The organism is Desertivirga xinjiangensis (assembly GCF_024436435.1).
GTDB lineage: Bacteria > Bacteroidota > Bacteroidia > Sphingobacteriales > Sphingobacteriaceae > Desertivirga > Desertivirga xinjiangensis.
On the sequence record NZ_JAFMZP010000004.1, the window covers coordinates 179,075 to 201,314 of the forward strand.

Here is a 22,240-nt window from a genome sequence, read left to right on the forward strand (position 1 = left end):
TTATTTCAGGGGGTCTATACTTCAAAAATCAGACATTTTCTTGCCCGTAATAATTATAAACACATGCAAAACAGAAGACAATTTTTAAAGCAGGCTGCTTGTCTTACTTCTATCCCTTTTTTAGGTTCCGTTGTAAATGCTCTCGCCGCCAGTCCGGGAAGCGCAAGACCCACGATACTGTTAAGATCATCCTGGCAGACAGTGAATATTGGAGATATTGGACATACGTTTGGAATAATGGAACTTTTTCAGCGACACATTCCTGATGCTGACGTTATTCTCTGGCCTGTCAGCATCAATAATGGAGTAGATGAATTATTAAAAAAGAGCTTTCCATCGCTGAAAATTGTAATCGGCAATCTTGACGCCCAGGGCAATCCGGGTAACACTGAATTAAAAAAAGCTTTTGAAGATTGTCAATTAATGGTGCATGGATCTGGTCCCTGGGTGGCGGCGAGCGCTGATTTAAATGCATGGTCAAAACTTACGAAAAAGCCTTTCGGGATTTATGGTGTATCTCTGGAAACAGCAAGTGCCGGTTTAAAGGATCTGCTTAACAAAGCTTCTTTTTTCTATGCGAGGGATACAATTTCTCTTAAGTTTATTAAATCTTTGAATTTAAAAATTCCCGTGCTTGAATTCGCCCCAGATGCTACTTTTGCTATTAAGCTGCATAATGAAGAAAAAGCCGACAGGTATTTAAAGTCGACGGGCTTAAAAGCTGGAGAGTTTATATGCGCCATTCCACGTTTGCGGTATACTCCGTATTTCCAAATAAGAAATATCCCTCCCACAGAAGAGGAGAAAAAGAAATACGAAAATTCTCTTAAATATAAAGAGGCTGATGCCGCTAAATTGAGGGAAGTAATTATACGTTGGGTAAGGGAAACTAATCTTAAGGTGCTTGCCTGCCCGGAGATGACCTATCAGGTAGCAATGGCTAAAGAAGTTCTTGTAGATCCTCTACCGGAAGACGTCAAAAAGAATGTAGTTTGGAGGGATCGTTATTGGAATCCCGACGAGGCTGGATCTGTTTATGCAAAAGCAAGAGCATTGGTCAGCTATGAAATGCACTCTCCTATCATTGCATTTACCGAAGGAGTTCCATCTATCCATTTAAAGCAGCCGACAGATACCACGAAAGGCCAAATGTGGAGAGATATCGGGCTTTCAGATTGGTTATTTGAAATTGAAGACACCTCCGCGAAACAGATTGGAGATGCATTAATGAAAATTCATAACAACTATTCATGGGCGTTATCAGAAATGAAGAAATCGGATGGAAAAGTAAAATCCCTTCAGAAGAAATCAATGCAACTAGTAAGGAAGATAAGCAATTCGTAACAAAAAACCTCCGTAAAATCAGTAGAACATGACAGTGAACTTTTACTTATCTAAAATAACCTGCCTATGCTTATTTATTTTCATTTCAGCGACGGGCATTGCGCAAACTACCTATTACGTTTCAGCTACAGGGAGCGATCAGGCCGGCGGAACATCAGAAGCCAGCGCATGGAAAACGCTTAAAAAGGTGAACCGTACAGCTTTCAGGCCCGGAGACAGAATATTGCTTAGAAGAGGAGATGTATTTTATGGCCAATTAAGGATCGCTTCGAATAAGCTTATTGTGGATGCTTATGGAAAGGGACAAAAGCCAATAATTAGTGGTGCAGAATTAGTTACTAATACCTGGAAGCATAGGGGAAAGGGGATATGGGAAGTTCAGATAGGAAACAAGCCCGCACAAATAAATACTTTATTCAAAAATGAAGTGCCTCAGCCCATTAGTCGTTATCCTGATACAGACGTAAATAATGGCTATTTAAATTTCGAATCTCATGAAAGTGCAAATAAGTTCACCGATAAAGACTTAGACGATGAAATAAACTGGACGGGTACTGATATGATTGTTCGGTCGGAGCTTTGGCGCATGGAAAAAGTGAGGGTTTTAAATCATGAGGGACAAATTATTGAGTTTAAGCAGGTGAAATCGATACCCCGCTTGCGCGACGGTTTCGGATATTTCTTTGTAAACGACCTAAAAGCTATCAACCAGGAGGGAGAGTGGGCCTATGATCAGGCCATCGGCAAAATATATCTTTATTCTGCCATAGACCCTAATAAATCCAGGATCACTGTCTCGCTAACCGATACCTTGGTTTCGGTGACAAAGGCTCAGAATGTAACTTTAAAAAATATTAAAGTAATGTATTCCGGTAAATTGGGGATTTCGGTGAGCAGATCTTCCGGGGTAATAATTGACAACGCCGAAATCCTGTATTCCGGCGGAGATGGTATTGTTTTTAACAGCAGTACTAATTCTGCTTTACAAAATACGCTCATTGCCGATGCAAACTGGAGCGGTGTAGTTAGTACAAAGTCCTCCAGTCACATTAAGTTCGCGAATAATATAGTCCGGAACATTGGAAATCCTGCTTATGGTAAAAGTAAAACTTTCATTGGCATAGATTGCAACTCTTCGTTTTCAGAGCTGCTTAATAATAAGGTAAATAACACAGGTTACGCCGGCATAATTGCATGCGGAGAAAATAACCTGGTAAGAAGGAATATTGTTGATGGCGTTTGCAGGATACTGGAAGATATGGGAGGGATTTATACGAACAATAACATTAATAATACCTCAGGTACCATCATCGAAGAAAATATTGTGATGAACAGCTCATGTCTGCCAGGCGGAGGTGCTGGTGAGCATAGTTTGGCGAATGGTATTTATCTGGATAACCGGTCACAAGGCGTCACGGTGCGTAACAACACGGTAGCCTTTGTAGATGGGAGCGGCATATTTATTCATTCCACTCTTCGTGATAATAAGATCTATGATAATACATCGTTTCAGAGCGGTTACAGCGAGTTTTACATCACTAACCCAGATACTCTTCCCCAATACGATGTACAGAGGAACATTCTGGTATCTAATAATCCAGCTGAGAATCATCTGGTTTTCCTGATAGGTAAAACTAATAAGTATACTTTTCACGAGATCGGCCTATTTAAGAATAATCATATCATTAACCCATTCCATGCAAAAACTGTAAAAGTGAATTATAAAAGCGGAATTAAGGCTGAACTTAAACGTTTATCAGTTGAAGAATGGGAAGGTCTGGCTGCTAATACAGTGATTGACAATAGGGTTTCGCCGGTAAAATACACCGCTGATACACCTAAAGATGCTATACAATTTTTTTATAATACCACTAACTCAGTTCAGAAGTATAGTCTTGCTAAGGGATTGTTTGTAGATGCAAAAAATAAAGAATATATGGGTACTGTTTCTGTTTCTCCCTATTCTTCATTGGTGCTGTTTAAAAAAGATAAAATATAAAATATGACAGTATTCCGGAATGTCCTTAAAGTTGTATGCCTGTGCCTGTTCATTCTGGTGTCGGCATCAGGTTTTGCACAAACAACCTATTATGTTTCAGCTAGCGGGAGCGATCTGGCTGCAGGAACCTCAGAGGCAGCAGCGTGGAAAACGCTTGCAAAAGTTAATAGCTTCAACTTCAACGCCGGTGACAGAATATTACTTGAAAAAGGAAATATCTTTATCGGAAAGCTAAGGATCATTTCCTCGGGTGTCACTATCGATGCTTATGGTTCAGGAAATAATCCAGTACTAAGCGGCTCAGAACAGGTGAGCAGTACCTGGACGGTTTTTAGCGGTTCTGTATGGGAAACTACTTTTTCAGGTAACAAGCCTGTGGCTGTGACAAATCTTTTTAATACAGATACCAGGTTACCTATCTCCAGGCATCCAAATAAAACGGTAAATAATGGCTATTTCAACTTTGAATCGCATGCAGGATTAACTCAGATAACAGATAATGATCTTAGCGGATCTCCCGATTGGACCGGCTCAGAAATAGTAATTCGTTCAGAGAGATGGCGGCTTAACCGCACAAAGGTTAGCTTACACTCCGGAAATTCGATCACTATACCCTCGGTTACTGGGATACAAAATTTGAGGGACGGGTATGGCTATTTTTTTGTAAACGATATCAAGGCAATAGATACCGAAGGAGAGTGGGCATACAATTCAGCCAGCGGCAAGCTTTACTTACATTCTGCAATTGATCCAAATACTCAGTCAATTCGTTTTCCTCGTACAGATACTATTATACACATTCGTAGTGCTTCAAATGTCACCCTTAAAAATGTAGATGTTACCTGTGCGGGAAAGATCGCAGTTTGTCTTACAAATAGCCCGGGCTCTGTTATTGAAAATGTGAACATCAGCGCTTCGGGAGGTGACGGAATTGTCTATACGGGCTGTATAGGCGGGTTATTTCAGAACAATTCTATAAGCGATATAAATAACACTGGAGCCTTTGCCAATACCACCAACAGCCAGCTAGTATTTAAAAATAACGTGGTGAGGAATATTGGTAATGAAGCGTATGGAAAAAGCAAGACCTTTATAGGTATAGACATTAATTCTCCAAATACCGAAGTGTCAAATAACCATGTGTCGAAAACGGGTTACACCGGTATCCTTTCCGCAGGACTCAATAATCTGGTAAAAAGAAATGTAGTAGATAGTGCCTGTTTGATATTGGAAGATATGGCTGGAATTTATACAAACTACCAGAACGGCGCTAACTCTGGCATGATCATCGAAGAGAATTTCGTTTTCAATAGTGTAGGAGAGATGCTGGGGGCTCCCGGTGAATACAGTAAAGCGAATGGGATTTATGTAGATAATCTAAGTACCGGAGTGACTGTAAGAAACAATACCGTAGCATTTGTAAATGGCGCAGGACTATTTGCAAATTATAACAGGGAAGGCAATCAGTTTTATAATAATACTTCTTTCAGCTCTGGAGTCAACGAATTTTCTATATATAAGCCGTATAGCAGTCCTGAGTATCTGGTTAAGGAAAATATTCTGGTAAGTGATAGTACAGTGCCGCATTATGTAATTAATTTAGATAATACGGAACAATTTACCTTTCAGGAGCTGGGTAATTACGTAGATAATTATGTGATCAACCCCTTCCAGGATACGATAGTGCAGGTTTATGTTAAGGAAAGCGGTGTACAACAGATTCAAAAATATACCCCTTATGACTGGGAAATAGCAGCACCAGTAATAAATGGTACTCTTCCATCTCCGGTTAGATACGATATAAATACCGATCCTGGAGAAGTAATCAAGTTCTACTACAATACCACAGCTTCCCCAAAGTCAATTACACTGCCTGTAGGTAGGTATATAGATGCCAAAAATGAGGCATATTGTGGTAGCACAGTTCTAGCACCTTATACCTCACTCATCTTATTCAAAAAGGACGACAACGGCTGCTCTGCTTTGCCAGCCTGTGCTACGCCATCCGATGTTTCAGTAGATAGCCTGACAGGTAAGACAGCGCGCTTAACCTGGAATGCCGTTTCCGACGCCATTAATTATGATATCCGGTACAGGCTGGAAGCAGATTCGGTTTGGAATTACGCGCATAACTTACAGGATACTACCGTCAAATTGGGAGGGCTGCAGCCCGAAACGTATTATTCTTATGAAATAAGAACCAGTTGCTATGGCAATGAAAGTGAATGGCATGCACTGCCGGTTTTCAAAACCATTCAGTCTGTCGCCGAACATGTTTTTATTAACGCAAATTATTCGAATTGTTCGCCTGCAACAGCCTTTTCAACCACCCATAGTGATACAGATAACAAATGGACGCTGCAAAATTCCGGAGGGATAGGTACAGTAGACAGGGACTATATTCGCTCATCTTCGGCAACCGAAAATGCACCAGAGATCACACTTTCTGTAAATGATGGATTAGACTCCTGCAGTACCTACGATATTTATTTCTATTATATGTCACCATCTACACAGCCATGGAAAACGAAAGCCCGGCTTAGTACAGAAAGTTCTTTTATCACTTTTGACAGGAATACAGCAGGCGCAGAATTATTAGCTGATAATACAGGAACCAGCACGTCTAACAGGTTGTACCGGGCAAAGTTGGGCACAGTACAAGGTGTAAGTGGTTTCTCGGTCATTATTGATGACATTTATTATGGCGTTTCTTCTTCGAGAAGTGTATTTGACGGTGTAGGTTACCTCAGGCTAATGGATAATAAACCAATTGCCCCCGACTCGCTTGTCTGCACTTTACTGCAGCCGGACAAAATTGGAATTACCTGGAGAGATTTGGCCACTGATGAAACTTCTTATATAGTGGAAAGAAAAAAAGGAAATTCAGCGTTTAGTCCAATAGCCACTTTGCCCGCCCAAACCCAGAGCTATGAGGATTCAATTACTGAGGCCGGAAAATATACTTATAGAGTATATGCTGCAAAAGGCGGCTGTAAATCTTCGTATTCCAATCAGCTGTTTGCCGATAATACCGATATGCAGGTATTAGGTATCCAGCAAGAGAAACAACAGGTTAAATTACAAATAGCTAAAAAAATGAGCATGGTGGTCTATCCGAATCCATCGGATGGTGTTTTTACTATAGAAATGCCTAAATCTCAGTCTAACCGGTATGGGAATATATGGGATCTCACAGGAAAATTGCTTCAGGTGGTTAACTTTAAATCGGAGGAAACGAAGCTAAATGTCGATATTTCTTCTCAAACTTCTGGGCTATATTTATTGGAGGTAAATGATGGGTCTAATAGATCTTACTATAAGCTTGTCAAGAAATAGCCTAAGTTTTGATCTGCCTATTTCACCCGCTCGTAGATAAAGAAAATGAAACAAATACATTTGTATCAAACAGATCCTTTTCGGCTTAAGGTATGGAGTTTACTCTTTTTGTTAAAAGTCATGACCTTTCCTGTATATGCCCAGAATGATAGCTCTGATCTTCCCGAACCGAAAATTTTTAAATCCTTTAAGAAAAATAAGAATCAAAGTGATTTAGCAGATTTCTCCTATGCCGGATATCACTATGGCGAAAAAGAGCTTCCTGGCAAGCTTAAAAATATTGTCGATGTAAGTAGACATGGCGTACTGCCAAACGGCTCACAGGATTGTACTGAGCGTGTACAGCAGATTATTGACAGCTTGGGAAAGGCTGGTGGTGGAACAGTTTGGTTTCCAAAGGGCCGGTACTTGTTGAATATGGACAGTACCCAAAAGAAATTTATTCAGATAAATTATAGTAATATAATTATAAAAGGAGAAGGGCAGGGAAAAGATGGTTCCGTTTTTTTTATGGGAAATGACCTTTTACAATTTGACAGGCATCCCTGGCTTTCCCCTTTCTTATTCCAAACAGCTTACAGCCTCCAAGGCTCGGATGGTTTCTGGGGAATTGATTATCCTGAAGCAACCAAAGCTCAGCTAGAAAAACAACCCAAACAAAAAGGAATTTTCTATACGGCGAAAATACTCACTCAAGTTTCTGCCGCGGCGAGTAAAGGCTCTCAAATTATTAAGGTTAAATCAAGTTCCGGAATCAAAGCCGGCGATGTAATTCTTATGGGGATGTATAACACCTCTGCCGATGGAAATCTTATTAAAGAACTTTTAAAGCCGTATAAAAACTTTGAAGCCCATCATAAAGTAGCTAATGAGGCCGGGATTTTAAAAGCTCCTAGTTTTCAATGGCTAGTAGAGGTAGAGAGCGTGGTTAACTCGTCAACAATTAAATTGAGGCAACCATTGCGTCAGGACATTAAAATGGTCTATCAACCGGTTATTGCAGAGGCGCCCATGCTTAAGGAAATAGGTATAGAGGACATTCGTATTGAAAGCGCCTGGAAAGGTGTTTATTGTCACCATGGATGCCTTAAATCTACCAAATATGAAAGTGCTATGATGGATTATGGCTGGAATGCCATAAACTTCTGCAGGGTTGCCCATGGTTGGATAAAGAATGTAACGATGGTTGATTTCACAAACCCGACCTATCTTTTGGATAGCCGAAATCTGACAGTTACCGGACTTAGGATGGAAGGCCATGACGGACATTCCGGGATCAAAATATATGGTCATGCTTCAGATAACTTGATTCAGAACTCAGATTTTTATAGTAATTATACGCATATTTTGAGCGGAGAGGGAAATGCAATGGGGAATGTTTTTACCTCAATCAATTATCATCGTTCTGATAAGGTGCCTGGTGATTTTGACTTTCATGGTTTTATAGACGGGAGATTTTCGCCACCTTCACACAATCTTTTTGAGAATATTAAAGGATTCCATCAGATCTCGGGTGGTGGGGGTGTGAGTAAATTGCCTCATGCCGGTAATTATAACACCTGGTGGAATATTGAAACGAAAGGACATAAGTCGTCAAGAGAAGTGTTTGTATCCTGGCTTTGGCAATCTGCTGCATACAATCATCCTGAAAAAGATCATCATAAATTATATTCAAAAAGCATCCTAATTGGCTACTTTAGTCCCGATATCAAACTTGAGCTCAATGGTAGCACGGTCGATACAAGAGATGATTGGGTTTATACCGAGTTTTTTAACAAAGGACGAGTGGCTCCATCTTCTTTATATAAGGCACAGTTTCTATTGAGGCACAAAAGTAAGGACGCGAAGTTGACTAATTGAGGACTCTATATTTTTGACGGATTCTTATTAATAGCTGATTAAAAGACACACACACACACATATTGTAAGTTCAATGAAATTTCTGTTTTTATTATTATCTTTTTTGAGTTTTACAACAGTTTCATTTGCCCAAAAGCAATCCATCTACAAAAAAGGCTGGATTGACTTTAATAAAAATGGTAAAAAGGACATCTTTGAAGACCCTTCTCAAGAGATAGAAAAGAGAGTTCAAGATCTTCTTTCGCAAATGACACTGGAGGAAAAGACCAATCAAACTGCTACTTTATATGGCTTTGGCAGGGTATTAAAGGATGAACTCCCTACTCCTCAATGGAAGCAAATGATCTGGAAAGATGGCATAGCCAATATTGATGAACATCTTAACGGACTTGCCTATCATCCCAGATCGAAAACCGCTTATTCTTATCCCCATAGTAAACACGCAACTGCGATAAATACCGTGCAGAAATGGTTTGTAGAAGAAACCCGTTTAGGCATTCCGGTCGATTTCTCGAATGAAGGGATACACGGGCTTAATCACGACAGGGCTACACCATTACCTGCCCCTATTTCAATTGGCAGCACCTGGAATAAGAAACTCGTTAATCAGGCAGGAACCATAGCTGGAAGAGAAGCTAAGGCACTGGGTTATACAAACGTATATGCACCTATCCTGGATCCGGCAAGAGATCCGCGTTGGGGACGGGTGGTTGAGTGTTATGGAGAAAACCCTTTTCACATCGCAGAGATGGGTAAACAAATGGTTCTAGGCATTCAAAGTCAGGGAGTGGCTTCCACATTAAAACATTATGCAGTGTACAGTATCCCGAAAGGGGGAAGAGATGGAAATGCCCGTACGGATCCGCATGTGGCACCGAGGGAAATGTACCAGCTTTATCTTTATCCCTTCATGAAAGTAATTAAGGAGGCAGCTCCTATGGGCGTGATGAGTAGTTACAATGATTGGGATGGTGTTCCTGTTACGGGAAGTTATTTTTTTCTGACGGAGTTATTGCGTCATAAATTCGGATTTAATGGTTATGTGGTTTCTGATAGTGAGGCGGTAGAATATATCGAAACGAAGCATCATGTGGTCGACGATTATAAAGGGGCAGTTAAGCAAGCTGTTGAAGCAGGACTCGACGTAAGAACGAATTTCACCTTGCCGGATGATTATATTCTTCCTTTAAGGGAGTTGGTCAGAGAGGGGAAGGTGTCTATGAAGACACTTGATGAACGTGTAGCAAATGTACTAAGAGTAAAATTAAGACTTGGACTTTTTGAACAGCCTTATGTTGCAGATCCCAAGTCTGCAGATAAATTGGTACACACTACTAGCGATGAAGCACTCTCCCTGGAAATAAACCGTCAGTCGGTCGTGTTATTAAAAAATGAGAACAATTTGCTTCCGCTTGATCGTTCAAAATTAAAAAACATCTTAGTTACCGGTCCGCTGGCTAACGAAAAGAATTATACCACCAGTCGTTATGGACCTTCAAACAATGATGTAGTAACTGTCTTGGATGGTATCAAAGCATATGTAGGGAACTCAATACAAGTAAATTACGAAAAGGGCTGTGATGTGGTAGATGCTACATGGCCCGAAAGTGAGATCATTCCCACCCCGCTAACGGCAGAGGAAAAGAGTGCCATCGACAAGGCGGTTTTACAAGCGGCAAAAGCCGAAGTAATCATAGCGGTAGTGGGAGAGGATGAAAAGCGTGTAGGCGAAAGTTTATCCAGAACCGGATTAAACCTTCCTGGAAGACAACTTCAATTGTTACAGGCTCTGCACGCAACCGGAAAACCGGTAGTGATGGTCACAATAAATGGTCAGCCGCTAACCATTAACTGGGAGAATCGTTATTTGCCTGCTATTTTGGAAGCCTGGTTTCCTGGGCCTCAAAGTGGAAGAGTAGTTGCTGAAACCTTATTTGGCGAGAACAACCCCGGTGGAAAACTGCCGGTAACTTTCCCTAAATCAATTGGGCAGCTGGAATATAACTTTCCCTATAAACCTGCATCACATGCAGGGCAGCCAAGCGATGGTCCTAACGGTTATGGAAAAACCCGGGTAAACGGTGCTTTATATCCTTTTGGTTTTGGCTTAAGTTATACCACGTTTGAGTACAGTAACCTGAAGTTAAGTTCAGCTGCGATTAATCCGGCAGCGACTATTGAAGTGTCTGCAGATATCACCAATACAGGTAAGCTTACAGGAGACGAGGTGGTCCAGTTATATGTAAAGGATATGGTTAGTAGTGTTACTACTTACGAGTTCGATCTGAGAGGCTTTGAGCGGATCAGGCTAAAGCCTGGTGAAACGCGGACGGTAATATTTACGCTAAAGCCGGATGATCTAGCCCTGCTGGATAAGAACATGAACTGGACTGTTGAGCCTGGAAAGTTTAAGATTATGGTGGGAAGCTCATCAGAAGACATTCGACTGAATAGTGAACTTATAGTTAAACCGTAAAAAAACAAGGATATCAGCCGACCTTTCAGTTCGGATGATATCCTTGTAGAGATATTTCTCAGAAAAATCGGCAATAATCATCAGTTGTGGACAACTACTTTTTTGCCCGACCGTCCCTGCCTGGAGAATACTTTTAATGTTATTATGCCTTTATCTTTTATGGCAGAGGTATAAATGGGGCTATTCATAGTTGGCTCGCTTCCATCAGTTGTATAGCGTATGGTAAAGCCAGGTAACTGAACATTAGCTTTTACCACTCCATTCAGGCATTCTACCCCTGGCTCAGGTATCCGATAGCTAAAACCTCCTTTGTAAAAAGCCAGTCTGGGAAGTTCTCTTAAACCAATTGTGCTGGTAAATTTATTCCATGCTGTCTTATACCGGTGGTCTGTAAAGATTGTGCCATTCAGGTTTGACCATGCCGGTTCCTTAGCCCATGCCCGCTCAGCTACACCTAATAACTTAGGAAGCAGCATGTATTCAAGCAAACTGTCTTGTACAATAGTCTCTGTCCAAAGAGCAGATTGTAAACCTACAATGTTTTTTATAGCCGATTGCTTCAGCGCATCCTTATTTTTAAAGAACTCCTGCGAAACAGCTTCACCATACTCATTCTCTGTGGTGGTGAGGTAATAGTTATAAGGGATAAAATAAAAAGGCTTGTCTACATTCACAAAACCGGCCCAATTCATACCATGCTCATAAAAACTGTTATTATAAGCCATATCCAGGTACATGTTAGTCACATTAGAAAGCACCACCTTGAAGCCCGCGTTGGCGAGCTTATAAGCCAGGTCTTCTGCTCCTGTTCCGATGATATTATTCCAAACATCAGTGGTGTAGCCACGATTCGCAACCGAGGGATCTAATACCCATTTTTTCTTTCCGCCTAGAACCATTCTTTTAAGGCCGATTTCCTCCCATCCATACAGGTGCAGATTATTCTCCTTCAGAATGTCGTTTACTTTTCCGTAATAATATTTCCACATTCCATAGACTGTTTTTATGCTGGTATCCCGCGAAAGCAGGGAATTCACAGCCGGAGATTTGGCCCAAACACCCTCTGGCACTTCATCCCCACCCATATGAATCATCTTAAGGGGCGCATTAGCATCAACATACATTTTCACCAATTCATTAGTGACCTTTCTGATGAAATTATAAGTAGAGGGGAGTGCTGGATTGATTACATTATCCGTCCATCCCTGAACAGATCGGTATACTGAACTATCTGAAAGATCGCGAAGCATAAACTGTTCGGCCTCCGTCTTCAAGCCTTTACTGAGATATTTGTGATAACGGGCATCCATTGATTTTATAGCAGCCCTGGCATGCCCGGGGCTTTCTATCTCAGGGATGACACAAATATGTCTGGCAGTAGCGTATCTTAGAATCTCCAGGTAATCATTTCGACTGAAATAGCCGCTTCCAAAACGATTGTTGCTATCCGGTCCGGAGCCGTAGGCTGGGGGAAGCATTTGGTATATATCAGCAGAATGTCCTCTCCTGGCCCCCACTTCAGTTAGTTCGGGCAAACCTGGGATCTCAATTCTCCATCCTTCATCATCCGTTAAGTGAAAGTGTAAAACATTCATTTTATAGAGCGCCATAAGGTCAAGCACTTTAAGGACTTTTTCTTTGGATTGAAAATTCCGGGCTACATCAAGCATGAATGCCCGGTGTCCAAACCTTGGGGCGTCACTAACTTCAAGTGCAGGTATAGAAATATTTTCCTTCCTGGTTGCCCATGCTTCTGGAGGTAGTAAAATCTTTAACGACTGTATTCCATAGAATATTCCGGAAGCCTCCGATGCTGTGATGGTAATTCCTTTAGTGGCAGATTTTAATAGGTAGCCACCAGCAGGAGAATCCCCCAAAGCCAACTCTATGGCTGGCGAGGAGGTTCTTTGTGTAGAAATTACCGGCTTGGTCCCTAGAACTTCAGCGAGTTCACTCGCTAGAAGTTCTGCCTCCATTCTGAATTTGACAGGAGACACAATTATAGTTTTACTCGTTAACTCGAAAGACCCTTTCTGTCTGATGTAACTAACCGGACTTGGAAATATTAAAGAAGGTTCAGCTGCGGGCAGCGTATTTAATTGTTCATTTTTTTTATATGATGCTAAAGCAACTGCCGGTTCAATGCTGATATCCAGGGAAGTAGTGTTTTTTAGTAAGTAACCTTTGCCGGGTTCATTGTCATATACCAGATAAAATCCAGAGGGGACTTCTGTGAAGTTACGGATATCGGGTACAGAAATATTTATTTTGAAGCTCTCGCCTGGTTTCAAAGAATTCAAACCCGGCTTTACGCTGATTCTGAAACGATCACCGTTTATATGACTTATGTGATATTTGAGAGAATCAGCGCCAGCTGAAAATGGCTTTTTAATTGAATTAAAATAGAGAGACCATCCGGTAACCGGGATATTAATGCCGCCGTTGTTTTTAAGTAGTAACACAGGCTGACGTGTGGCTTTCTGCGTATTTATTTCCCAGCTATAAATCAAAGCATTTTGGTAGCCAGGGGTATTGCTTTGTGCTATACTATTCGAATTCAGTAAGGTAGAAAGCAGCAGGGTTAGTACTACACTGCTCTGAGCTCTTATAAATGACAAAAATTGCATTCACAAAGCTATCACAGATCTCATTCTGCAATTTTCCAATAATCCGGATTCAATGTAATGCAGTTCTTATTTATGTTCCCAATGTATACTATAGTGCAATATGTTTCGCTTCTGCGGGATTCTTTCTTAGAGAAGTTATATATTCTTTCGGTGTAAGCTTATACTGTTTCGTAAAGCTTTTCGAAAAATAGGATGGCGTTGCAAAACCAACTTCATAAGCGATCTGGCTAATGTTCAGCTTGCCTTCCTGCAGGTACTTTAATGCTTTTTTAAGCCGTATATTTTTGATGAAGTCGTGCACGCCCATGCCTGTGAGAGTTTTAAACTTTGCATACAAGACCGTGCGGCTCATTGCTGCGTGTTCACTCAGTTTTTTATAATCCAGGTCCGCCTGTGATAGGTTCTCTTCAATAAATAAACTCATTTTCTCAAGGAACTCGCGGTCAATCTTATTATAATCCAGGTCCTCTGGTATTAGCTGATCAGCCAGCGTATATTTTCTTTTAACGTTTTCCTGGTTATGAATGAGATTATAGATAACTCTGAAAAGGATTTGGGTATTTATAGGTTTCGTAATATAAATATCAGCTCCTGCCTCATATCCGGAGATCTGGCTTTCCTGGTTACTTTCTCCGGTTAACATTAACAAGGGTATATGGCTCGTGAGAATATTTGTTTTCATCTTATGACAAAACTCAAGGCCGTTCATTACAGGCATAATCAAATCTGAAATGATGAGGTCAGGCTGGCAATCAGATGCAGTCTTAATACCATCCAGCCCGTCCTGAGCTTCGAATATTTCAAAGACTCCTGATAATAAAAGCTTCAGATAATTTCGAATCTGCGGATTGTCGTCTACGATCAGTATTCGTTTTCCCTTCAAAACCTGCCTTTGGCCCGGAGGTAATGTGTATTCGATATCTGCACTATTTATTTGTTCAGTTTCTGTAATTGCCGTTACGGTTTTTTGCTGACCAGATAAGCTCGTTTCCTGTGGAGAAACACTCTTAGAAGATTTAGGTAAGCTTATGATAAACATTGAGCCTTTACCGGGGATACTTTGGATGGACAAAATCCCCTGGTTAGCCTTAATGAAATCCTTACAGATCTGCAGTCCTAAGCCTGTCCCCGTTTCACCCGCTGTCCCAAGAGACGCCTGCGCCTTGCTCTGACCTAGTTGTTCAATTTGCTGGGCAGACATGCCGATCCCGCTGTCTATGATAATGATATCGAAATGATCTTCAGTTTCTGCCGAGGTGATTTCAATTTCGCCGGCTACTGGCGTAAACTTTATACTGTTTCCTAAAATATTCCGGATAACGGTATTGATCATTTGATAATCAGCATAGATCATATGTCTGCTGTCGACATCCACACGGCAGTTTATATTCTTGTTGGCTAACTGGATCTGAGCCAGGTAAACATTTTTTACCACTAGTTCATGCAGGCTAAGGTCTGCAGGTTGACAATGCAGCTCTTTCGACTGTGTCCTGGCCCAGTCAAGTAGGTTGGTTACGAGCGAGTTTACAGAATTTGATGAGCGGCTTATATCATATACGTAAGAAGAAATTTCTGAAGGCCCAAGTTGATTGAGCCTGTTTTTAAGCAAGTCAGCGAGTCCGCTTAATGCGGAAACAGGGTTTTTAAGGTCGTGAGCCAGGATGGAAAAGAACCTGTCTTTGGTCTGATTGCTGATCTCAAGTTCTTTAACCGTAGATTCCAGTTTGTGATTTTGAACAACGATGTGCTCCTGTTGTTGAAGGATCTTATCTGTTTTTCGTACGATCTCCTTATTTACTTCTTCCAGGTTTTCATTCTGGAGTTTGATTTTCTCATTGCTTTCGAGAAGAAATGCGTTGCTTTCTGAGAGTTCATGAGTACGAAGCCTTACTTCTTTCTCAAGCTGCCTGTTCCTATTTTTAATTGAAGAAAGGCGCAGATAGAAGATGCTGATCACAATGCCCGACGCGGCCAGAAAAAGTAAAGTTTTAAACCACCAGGTTTTCCAGAAAGGAGGAGTGATTATAAGCCGGATACTTGCGGTTTGATTAGACCACTCCTTGTTATTTTTAAGACCTCTCACCTTAAGAACATATTCCCCGGGGTCGAGATTTGTGTAGGTTAAACTGTTGCGTGTACCCAGTTTGTGCCATTGATTCTCAAAGCCTTCAAGCTTGTATTGGTATTGTTTCTTCTCATTCGAAGTATAATTTAAGGAAGCAAATTCGAAGGAAAATGATGACTGTTCATAGGAAAGTATAATCTTTTTTGCATCACTTACTGCCATTTTTAAGGGAGAATGATCCTCTTCATTTTGAGCAACAGAAACATCCTCATTAAATAGTTGAAACCGGGTGAAAAAAATAGGCGGATCATAATTAACGGGACTAATCTTTTCGGGATTGAAGAGATTGAATCCATTCCGGCCACCGAAGTAAATTTGTCCCGTATGGTCAATGCACTTGGCATATTTAAACTCATCAGCCTGTAATCCGTCAGCGGTTGAAAAGATTTCAAACCTCTTGCTTTTGGGATCAAACTTGGTCAGACCCTTGTTCGTGCTTATCCACAGTATGCCTTTTTTATCGCCAATTACGGCGCCTATTGCATCATTTGATAAGCCATTTTCAGAGAAATAAGCATTATTGACCAGTCTGTCCTGGTCAAAGTGGTTTAATCCGAAGTTAGTGCCAATCCAAAGTTTTCCATCTTCGTCGTCCCAAATGGATGTGACACCGTCGTTGCTGAGCTTCTCGCTGTCCTTGCCGTAATACTTTGTGGAAGACGTATAGGCAGTGAAATTATTATCTCGTTCATTGAATTTATTCAGGCCGCCACCATCGGTGCCGATCCAGATTGTTCCCCTGCGGTCTTCATGAATCGTCAGAATATGATTGCTGCTGATACTTTTGCTGTTGGTGGCCTGGTTGATAAAACGTGTGAAGGATTCTGTCTTTTCATCGTACAAGTTTAACCCACCTCCATAGGTACCTACCCAGATCCGGTTTCTACTGTCCCTGAATATTGAGAAAGCATAATTACTGCTTAGGCTTGTCGGGTCTGCCGGGTTATTCCTGAAGTGTTTGAAACTTTGTTTTTCATAATTAAAAACTGTAATGCCATCACCCCAGGTCCCTAACCATATATTGTGCCTGGCATCTTCGTTAACACTTAGCACGTAATTGCCACAAATGCTGTTCTTGCCGGCCCTGTGAGTAAAATACCTGAATGTTCCATTTTCAGGATTAAACAAGTTCAGACCTCCGCCATCAGTACCTATCCAGATCCGCTTGGAAGAATCTTCAAAAACAGTGTTTACAATATTATTGCTCAGGCTGTTTTTTCCCTGCTCGTATTTATAGTGGATAAAGCTCGACTCGTCCAGGCTTACCATCGAAATACCCGCACTGGCAGTACCGATCCACATATTGCCTTTTGCATCGCGTTTTATACAATTAATGGAGTTACTGCCAAGGCTTGTGGGGTCGTTGTCAATATGCTGATAAGAAATCGATGCAGGTAGCGAAGGATTATAGATGAACAACCCTCCATTTTCAGTGCCAATCCATAAGTTTCCCTTGGCGTCTTCCTCCATGCACAGCAAAAAAGTGTGCTCAGGATTATTGGAATTTAATCGTTCATAGTTGATTTTCCGGAAGGATGACGTTGAGGAATCAAATTGATTTAATCCACCGCCATAAGTACCAACCCACAGTTTTTTCTGGCTATCCTCAAAAATGAACCGGATATGATCATCAGAAAGTCCTTTCCCTGTTCCTTTGCTGGTGCTGAACTCATGCACTACTTTACCTTTTGAATTGATCACGAAGAGTCCGGAATTAGCCATGCCTACCCAAATATTCCCAAAGTGGTCTTCTCTAACAGCCGCGATAGCAGATTTTGTGTTATAATGCCTGTAATAGCCGCTTTCTTTATTATAGGCGTATAAGCCTTTATCACTGCTGCAGATCCATAGATTATTTTTCCTGTCTTTATACAGATAGCGGATATTATTGCTAACCGGTTTATTTCCGGGTAAAATTTTATCAGGCTCTGTAAATTTATCTTTCTGAAGGTCGAGTATATTTAAGCCGCCATCAGCTGTTGCAAACCACAATTGATTCTGGCTGTCCTGTACAATACCTTTAATATCGTTAGAACGGATGGTGTTTTTGTTGTTAACGCTGCGGCGATAGATCCGGAACTTGTAACCATCATATTTGTTCAGTCCGTCGCGGGTGCCAAACCACATAAAGCCTTGCTTGTCCTGGAAAATTGTTTGAATAACACTGTTTGAGAGTCCCTGAGTAGTCTCAATTTGCCGGAATTTCAAATTATTCTGCTGTGAATATGTTGTAATTGTAAATAAACAGCAAACTTTAACTAAAATAAGTGTACCAATTTTCATCCCGAACACGTTAAAAGGGTAATTTCTGATACAATTTATTAATAATTTGATAAAATACAGGTTATTTATTCAGTTTTTTGACTGTTTCGAACGGGATTGCAGGTAATCAGGACTATAGGAAAAAATCAAATTTAAAGGTCGCGTAATATTGTGCAGGGGTCTTAGAAAGTAAATTCCCTGTGCCAGCATGAACAAAAAGATAAAGAACCTTTTAATTACCTGTATGTTTTTCGGGTTGGCACTGCCAGCTAATTCACAAGACTTTTTTGATGATTTCAACGGTACGAAGTTGAACCGCTCTCTATGGGATAAAGTGAATTCCAAATGGGGGGAGGATACTTCCCGGACAACCCATGGGGGAGTGATCCCCGAACATGTATATGTGAAAGACGGTAACCTGGTGATTAAGGCCAACGGTAATTTTTACAAAGGTAAGGTTTGGGGGCATGGTCAGAAAACGAAGGTAGGTGGCGCTATCTCCACAAATAAAAGATTTGCTTCAGGCAGATATGAGATCAGGGCGAAGATCTGCCCGCAGGCAGGTGCTTTGTCGGCTTTCTGGACCTACTATTATGAACACGATACCATTAATCATGAAATAGACTTTGAATTTCCGGGTAGAAATCAAAAGCCGAACTCCCCTGAGACCTCTGATATAAACTGGGGCCTGATGACGAACTGGCGGGGTGTAGCCGAAAAGGATCACAGAAATGCAGATGTATATTTTGGTAACCAGGCAGACGGGCAGTACCACTTGTATCGCTTCGAGTGGCATACGGGTGGTAATAATGAGAAGCCACGGGTGGAATGGTATTATGACGATAAGTTAATGCATACCTCTTATGAAACCGTGCCGGACATAGCTTCGAAGTTCTGGATAGGTATATGGTTTCCCTGGTGGATAGGCAGGGCAGATTTTTCAACCGACTATATGTACGTTGACTGGATAAAGATCACGTGCTTTCGGGAGCCTGGCGATAAGTCCTGAGATATAATAAAAAGAACGAACCCAATACGATAATCAATAGCAATAATTAGCACTATGATGAAATGTTTTACAAAAAGAAGGGTACCACCCGAAGCTCTAGCTTCCCGCTTGCTTTACAGGCAGGCTGTACCTGCACTCATTCTGAGTTTATTATTAAATAGTCCGCAAGTCGCTAATTCTGCAGAGAAAAAAGGAAGCGGTAAAGCTCAATCATCCCTTAATCAGCAGCAGGTAACGGGAAGCGTTACCGGGGAGGATAACTTGTCCATTCCAGGAGTAAGTGTTACCGTAAAAGGTTCCAAAATAGGTACTACCACCAATGTGGAAGGTGCTTATAGAATCACTGCTTCTCCGGGCGATACATTGGTATTTACAATGATCGGTTATAATACCAGGGAAGTCTCACTTGGAAGCCAGATTATCGTCAATGTAACACTTCAGTCAGCTGTGGAGCAGTTAAGCGAAGTAGTAGTTGTAGGATACGGTACAAAGAATAAAAGCACCTTTACCGGTTCAGCGGTTACTTTAAATGCAGAGGATCTTAATGAGTCTTCCCTGTCTTTAGCCAATATGCTTCAGGGAAGGGCTGCCGGTGTTCAGGTAAGTCAGAACAACGGAACTCCCGGAGCCGCGCTATCTATAAGGATCCGTGGCACAAACTCATTGAATGCCAATAGCGAACCTTTATATGTGATTGACGGCTTTCCGGTAAGTGACCAGGTGGGATTTTCTTTGAATCCTGATGATGTGGCTTCCCTAACGATTCTAAAAGACGCTGCATCCACAGCTATTTACGGTGCCAGAGGAGCCAACGGCGTAATTATGGTGACCACGAAAAGCGGCGCTAAGAGGAAAAGCAGTTTGAATATTCACAGCTATGCCGGTTTTCAGAATGTTATTAATCAGTTTGACCTGATGAACGGCTATCAGAATGCATTGCGCCTGAACGAGATTGCAAGGCAGGAGGGAGAAGGAGGGACAATTCCTTATTCTCAGGGTCGTTTGGATAGTTTGCAACAAGGTATATTGGGAACAAACTGGCAGGAACAGGTCTTTCGTACCGCGCACGTCCAGAATCACAACCTAAGTTTCGAAGGTGGCGGTCCGAAAACAAATGTGTTTTCGAGCTTTGACTACATGAGTCAGGAAGGTGTGGTGATAAAATCTAATTACAAGAGAATTGGCGGGCGTGTAAACGTGAATCACGAGGTGAATGATAAGTTAAAAATGTCGGCCAGGGTATTTGGTAACTATGGAATTCAAAATGACCTTCCACTGGCTCCATCCTCTGTCAACGGTTTTCTTAAACAGGTGCTAAAGGCAAATCCGGCTTCGACGTTCGACGGTGGTGTGAGCGCAAGGCTTGATGCTCAAAATCCTCTTCATTCCCTGGAAGCAGAAGACCGTGAGAATTCGGCTTTTCGTACGCAGGCTTATTACTCCCTGCAATATGAGCCTATAAAAAACCTAATACTGAAGTCTGACCTGGGAGCTGACTTATCACGTACTGAAGCCCTGTATTTCTCTCCTTCCACGGCTATCAATTCTAAAGATACCAAAGGACAGGCCTCTGTGACCAATATGGATGAACATGATCTGCTCTTTAACCCGACGGCTACCTACAGTTTCAGCAAATCAGATAACAATGTTACCATGTTATTGGGTTACAATGCCCAGAAATATACTTACAAGGAGGTTGGTACAGCAGCTACTAATTTCGCCAGCGATGAGCTGGGATATAATAATCTTGGTGTCGCCTCTCAGTTTGGAGCCTATTCAGGAAAAACCCGAATTAAGCGTAAAAGTTGGTTCGGCCGGGTAGATTACGACTACAAGAATAAATATATTTTTACAGGAACCTACCGTATTGACGGATCCTCTGTTTTTGGTGCTAATAGTAAGCTTGGATATTTTCCTTCCGCAGCAGTAGCCTGGAATTTTAACGAAGAAAGCTTTTTTAAAGATCTCAATTTCCTTGAGACAGGTAAGTTACGTCTAAGTTACGGGGTCACAGGAAACGATCGTATCCCTACCAATATTTCACAGGCTGTATTCTCCAGTGACAATTCAACGAAATATACGCTCGACGGAGTAACAACGGTGAATGGTATCGCTGTTAATCGTATCGCAAATGCCGATTTGAAATGGGAAGAAACGAATGCATTGGACCTGGGACTTGATCTGGGTTTCTTTAATAACCGTGTGATCATTGAAGCCGATTATTACAGCAAGGTAACCAGTGACCTGTTGCTGGATCGTACTATTGCATCATCCAATGGATTTACAACATTTTTTGGAAACAGAGGTGAAGTGACTAACAAGGGTTTTGAACTTTTCCTGCAGACTACTAACATCAATAAGAACGGTTTCCGCTGGAACAGTACTTTCTCTTATGCCAAAAACAAGAATAAGATTACATCTATAGGGCCAAAAAGTACGGACACTTTCGTGGGATCGTTCAAGCCGGAAGGTAATGCCAATTTCGAAACACCTTTTATTATCCGTGTCGGTGAGCCTGTCGGAACTATTTATGGATATGTTTATGATGGAATCATACAGGACAACGATCCGGTTTTGTCCACAACTCATCCAAACGCAGAAGCCGGGGATCCGAAGTTCGTAGATGTCAACAATGATGGTATCGTAAACGCTGATGACAGGACGATTCTTGGAACCGGTGTTCCCAAGCTCAATTTGGGTTTCACTAACAGCTTTAGCTATAAAGGTTTCGAACTGGATATTGTGATGCAGGGACAAACAGGTGGTAAGCTAATTAATGTTCAAAAGCTCGATCTGTTAAATCCGATTTCTCAAGGAAACGGACTTGCCCAGCTGGTTACTGATACCTGGTCGCCAACAAATACTACAGGAACTGTACCCGCACGTGGTTTTTATGGCAATGCTCATGGCGGCTGGGTGAATTCAAGGTTTGTTGAAAGCTCTGACTATCTAAGGGTCAAGAATATCACTCTTGCCTATACCATTCCAAACAGGTTTACTCGCCGGATCGGTGTTGATGGATTAAATGTGTATGTTAATGCTCAGAACCTCATTACCTGGACCAAGTACTCTGGTCTTGATCCTGAGATCGGAAACCTAGTGAATAATTCGCAGCAGAACCAGAATGTGGCTCGAGGAATCGACTTCAATGCCTATCCGGTTAATAAAATGTTCCTGTTCGGAGCCAAGCTAACTTTTTAAT

At 41.5% G+C, this 22,240-nt stretch carries 9 protein-coding genes; 7 read left to right on the top strand and 2 right to left on the bottom strand.

Features of this window, described 5'->3' with window-relative positions; all coding sequences use genetic code 11:
• Positions 1 to 63 precede the first annotated feature (63 nt).
• The 5 genes from J3P37_RS12125 (at position 64) to J3P37_RS12145 (ending at position 11,015) form a co-directional block, all read left to right on the top strand.
• Positions 64 to 1,344 (top strand): polysaccharide pyruvyl transferase family protein, encoded by a 1,281-nt coding sequence (locus J3P37_RS12125; RefSeq protein ID WP_256011450.1) that lies wholly within the window; start codon positions 64 to 66, stop codon positions 1,342 to 1,344.
• A 28-nt stretch (positions 1,345 to 1,372) separates the two neighbouring features.
• Complete coding sequence (locus J3P37_RS12130) at positions 1,373 to 3,343, top strand: right-handed parallel beta-helix repeat-containing protein (protein WP_256011451.1); 1,971 nt, start codon at positions 1,373 to 1,375, stop codon at positions 3,341 to 3,343.
• A gap of 3 nt (positions 3,344 to 3,346) precedes the next feature.
• On the top strand, positions 3,347 to 6,679 hold the full coding sequence (locus tag J3P37_RS12135; RefSeq protein ID WP_256011452.1) for a T9SS type A sorting domain-containing protein: 3,333 nt from the start codon (positions 3,347 to 3,349) through the stop codon (positions 6,677 to 6,679).
• A gap of 45 nt (positions 6,680 to 6,724) precedes the next feature.
• Positions 6,725 to 8,539, top strand: a complete 1,815-nt coding sequence (locus J3P37_RS12140; protein ID WP_256011453.1) for a DUF4955 domain-containing protein — start codon at positions 6,725 to 6,727, stop codon at positions 8,537 to 8,539.
• A 103-nt stretch (positions 8,540 to 8,642) separates the two neighbouring features.
• Entirely contained in the window at positions 8,643 to 11,015 is a 2,373-nt protein-coding gene (locus tag J3P37_RS12145; protein ID WP_256011454.1) for a glycoside hydrolase family 3 N-terminal domain-containing protein, read from the top strand.
• Between the two features lie 80 nt (positions 11,016 to 11,095).
• On the opposite strand, the gene J3P37_RS12150 is transcribed toward J3P37_RS12145, so the two are convergent.
• Entirely contained in the window at positions 11,096 to 13,642 is a 2,547-nt protein-coding gene (locus J3P37_RS12150) for a family 20 glycosylhydrolase (protein WP_256011455.1), read from the bottom strand.
• Positions 13,643 to 13,730: 88 nt separating this feature from the next.
• Positions 13,731 to 18,050 carry a hybrid sensor histidine kinase/response regulator transcription factor gene (locus J3P37_RS12155; RefSeq protein WP_256011456.1) on the bottom strand — a complete coding sequence of 1,440 codons (4,320 nt, stop codon included), beginning with the start codon at positions 18,048 to 18,050 and terminating at the stop codon, positions 13,731 to 13,733.
• A gap of 187 nt (positions 18,051 to 18,237) precedes the next feature.
• Between J3P37_RS12155 and J3P37_RS12160 the strand changes: the two genes are divergently transcribed.
• Both J3P37_RS12160 and J3P37_RS12165 read left to right on the top strand, forming a co-directional pair.
• The gene (locus J3P37_RS12160; RefSeq protein WP_256011458.1) at positions 18,238 to 19,038 is read left to right on the top strand and encodes a glycoside hydrolase family 16 protein; all 801 of its coding nucleotides are present in this window, start codon (positions 18,238 to 18,240) and stop codon (positions 19,036 to 19,038) included.
• 54 nt (positions 19,039 to 19,092) lie between these two features.
• Positions 19,093 to 22,239, top strand: coding sequence for a SusC/RagA family TonB-linked outer membrane protein (locus J3P37_RS12165; protein WP_256011459.1), 3,147 nt, complete (start codon positions 19,093 to 19,095; stop codon positions 22,237 to 22,239).
• Position 22,240 lies beyond the last annotated feature (1 nt).

Bases quoted from the DNA above. Each gene is read 5' to 3' on its own strand.
- J3P37_RS12130 (WP_256011451.1), top strand. From the start codon at position 1,373: ATGACAGTGAACTTTTACTTATCTAAAATAACCTGCCTATGCTTATTT.
- J3P37_RS12125 (WP_256011450.1), top strand. From the start codon at position 64: ATGCAAAACAGAAGACAATTTTTAAAGCAGGCTGCTTGTCTTACTTCT.
- J3P37_RS12135 (WP_256011452.1), top strand. From the start codon at position 3,347: ATGACAGTATTCCGGAATGTCCTTAAAGTTGTATGCCTGTGCCTGTTC.
- J3P37_RS12155 (WP_256011456.1), bottom strand. From the start codon at position 18,050: ATGAAAATTGGTACACTTATTTTAGTTAAAGTTTGCTGTTTATTTACA.
- J3P37_RS12160 (WP_256011458.1), top strand. From the start codon at position 18,238: ATGAACAAAAAGATAAAGAACCTTTTAATTACCTGTATGTTTTTCGGG.
- J3P37_RS12150 (WP_256011455.1), bottom strand. From the start codon at position 13,642: ATGCAATTTTTGTCATTTATAAGAGCTCAGAGCAGTGTAGTACTAACC.
- J3P37_RS12140 (WP_256011453.1), top strand. From the start codon at position 6,725: ATGAAACAAATACATTTGTATCAAACAGATCCTTTTCGGCTTAAGGTA.
- J3P37_RS12165 (WP_256011459.1), top strand. From the start codon at position 19,093: ATGATGAAATGTTTTACAAAAAGAAGGGTACCACCCGAAGCTCTAGCT.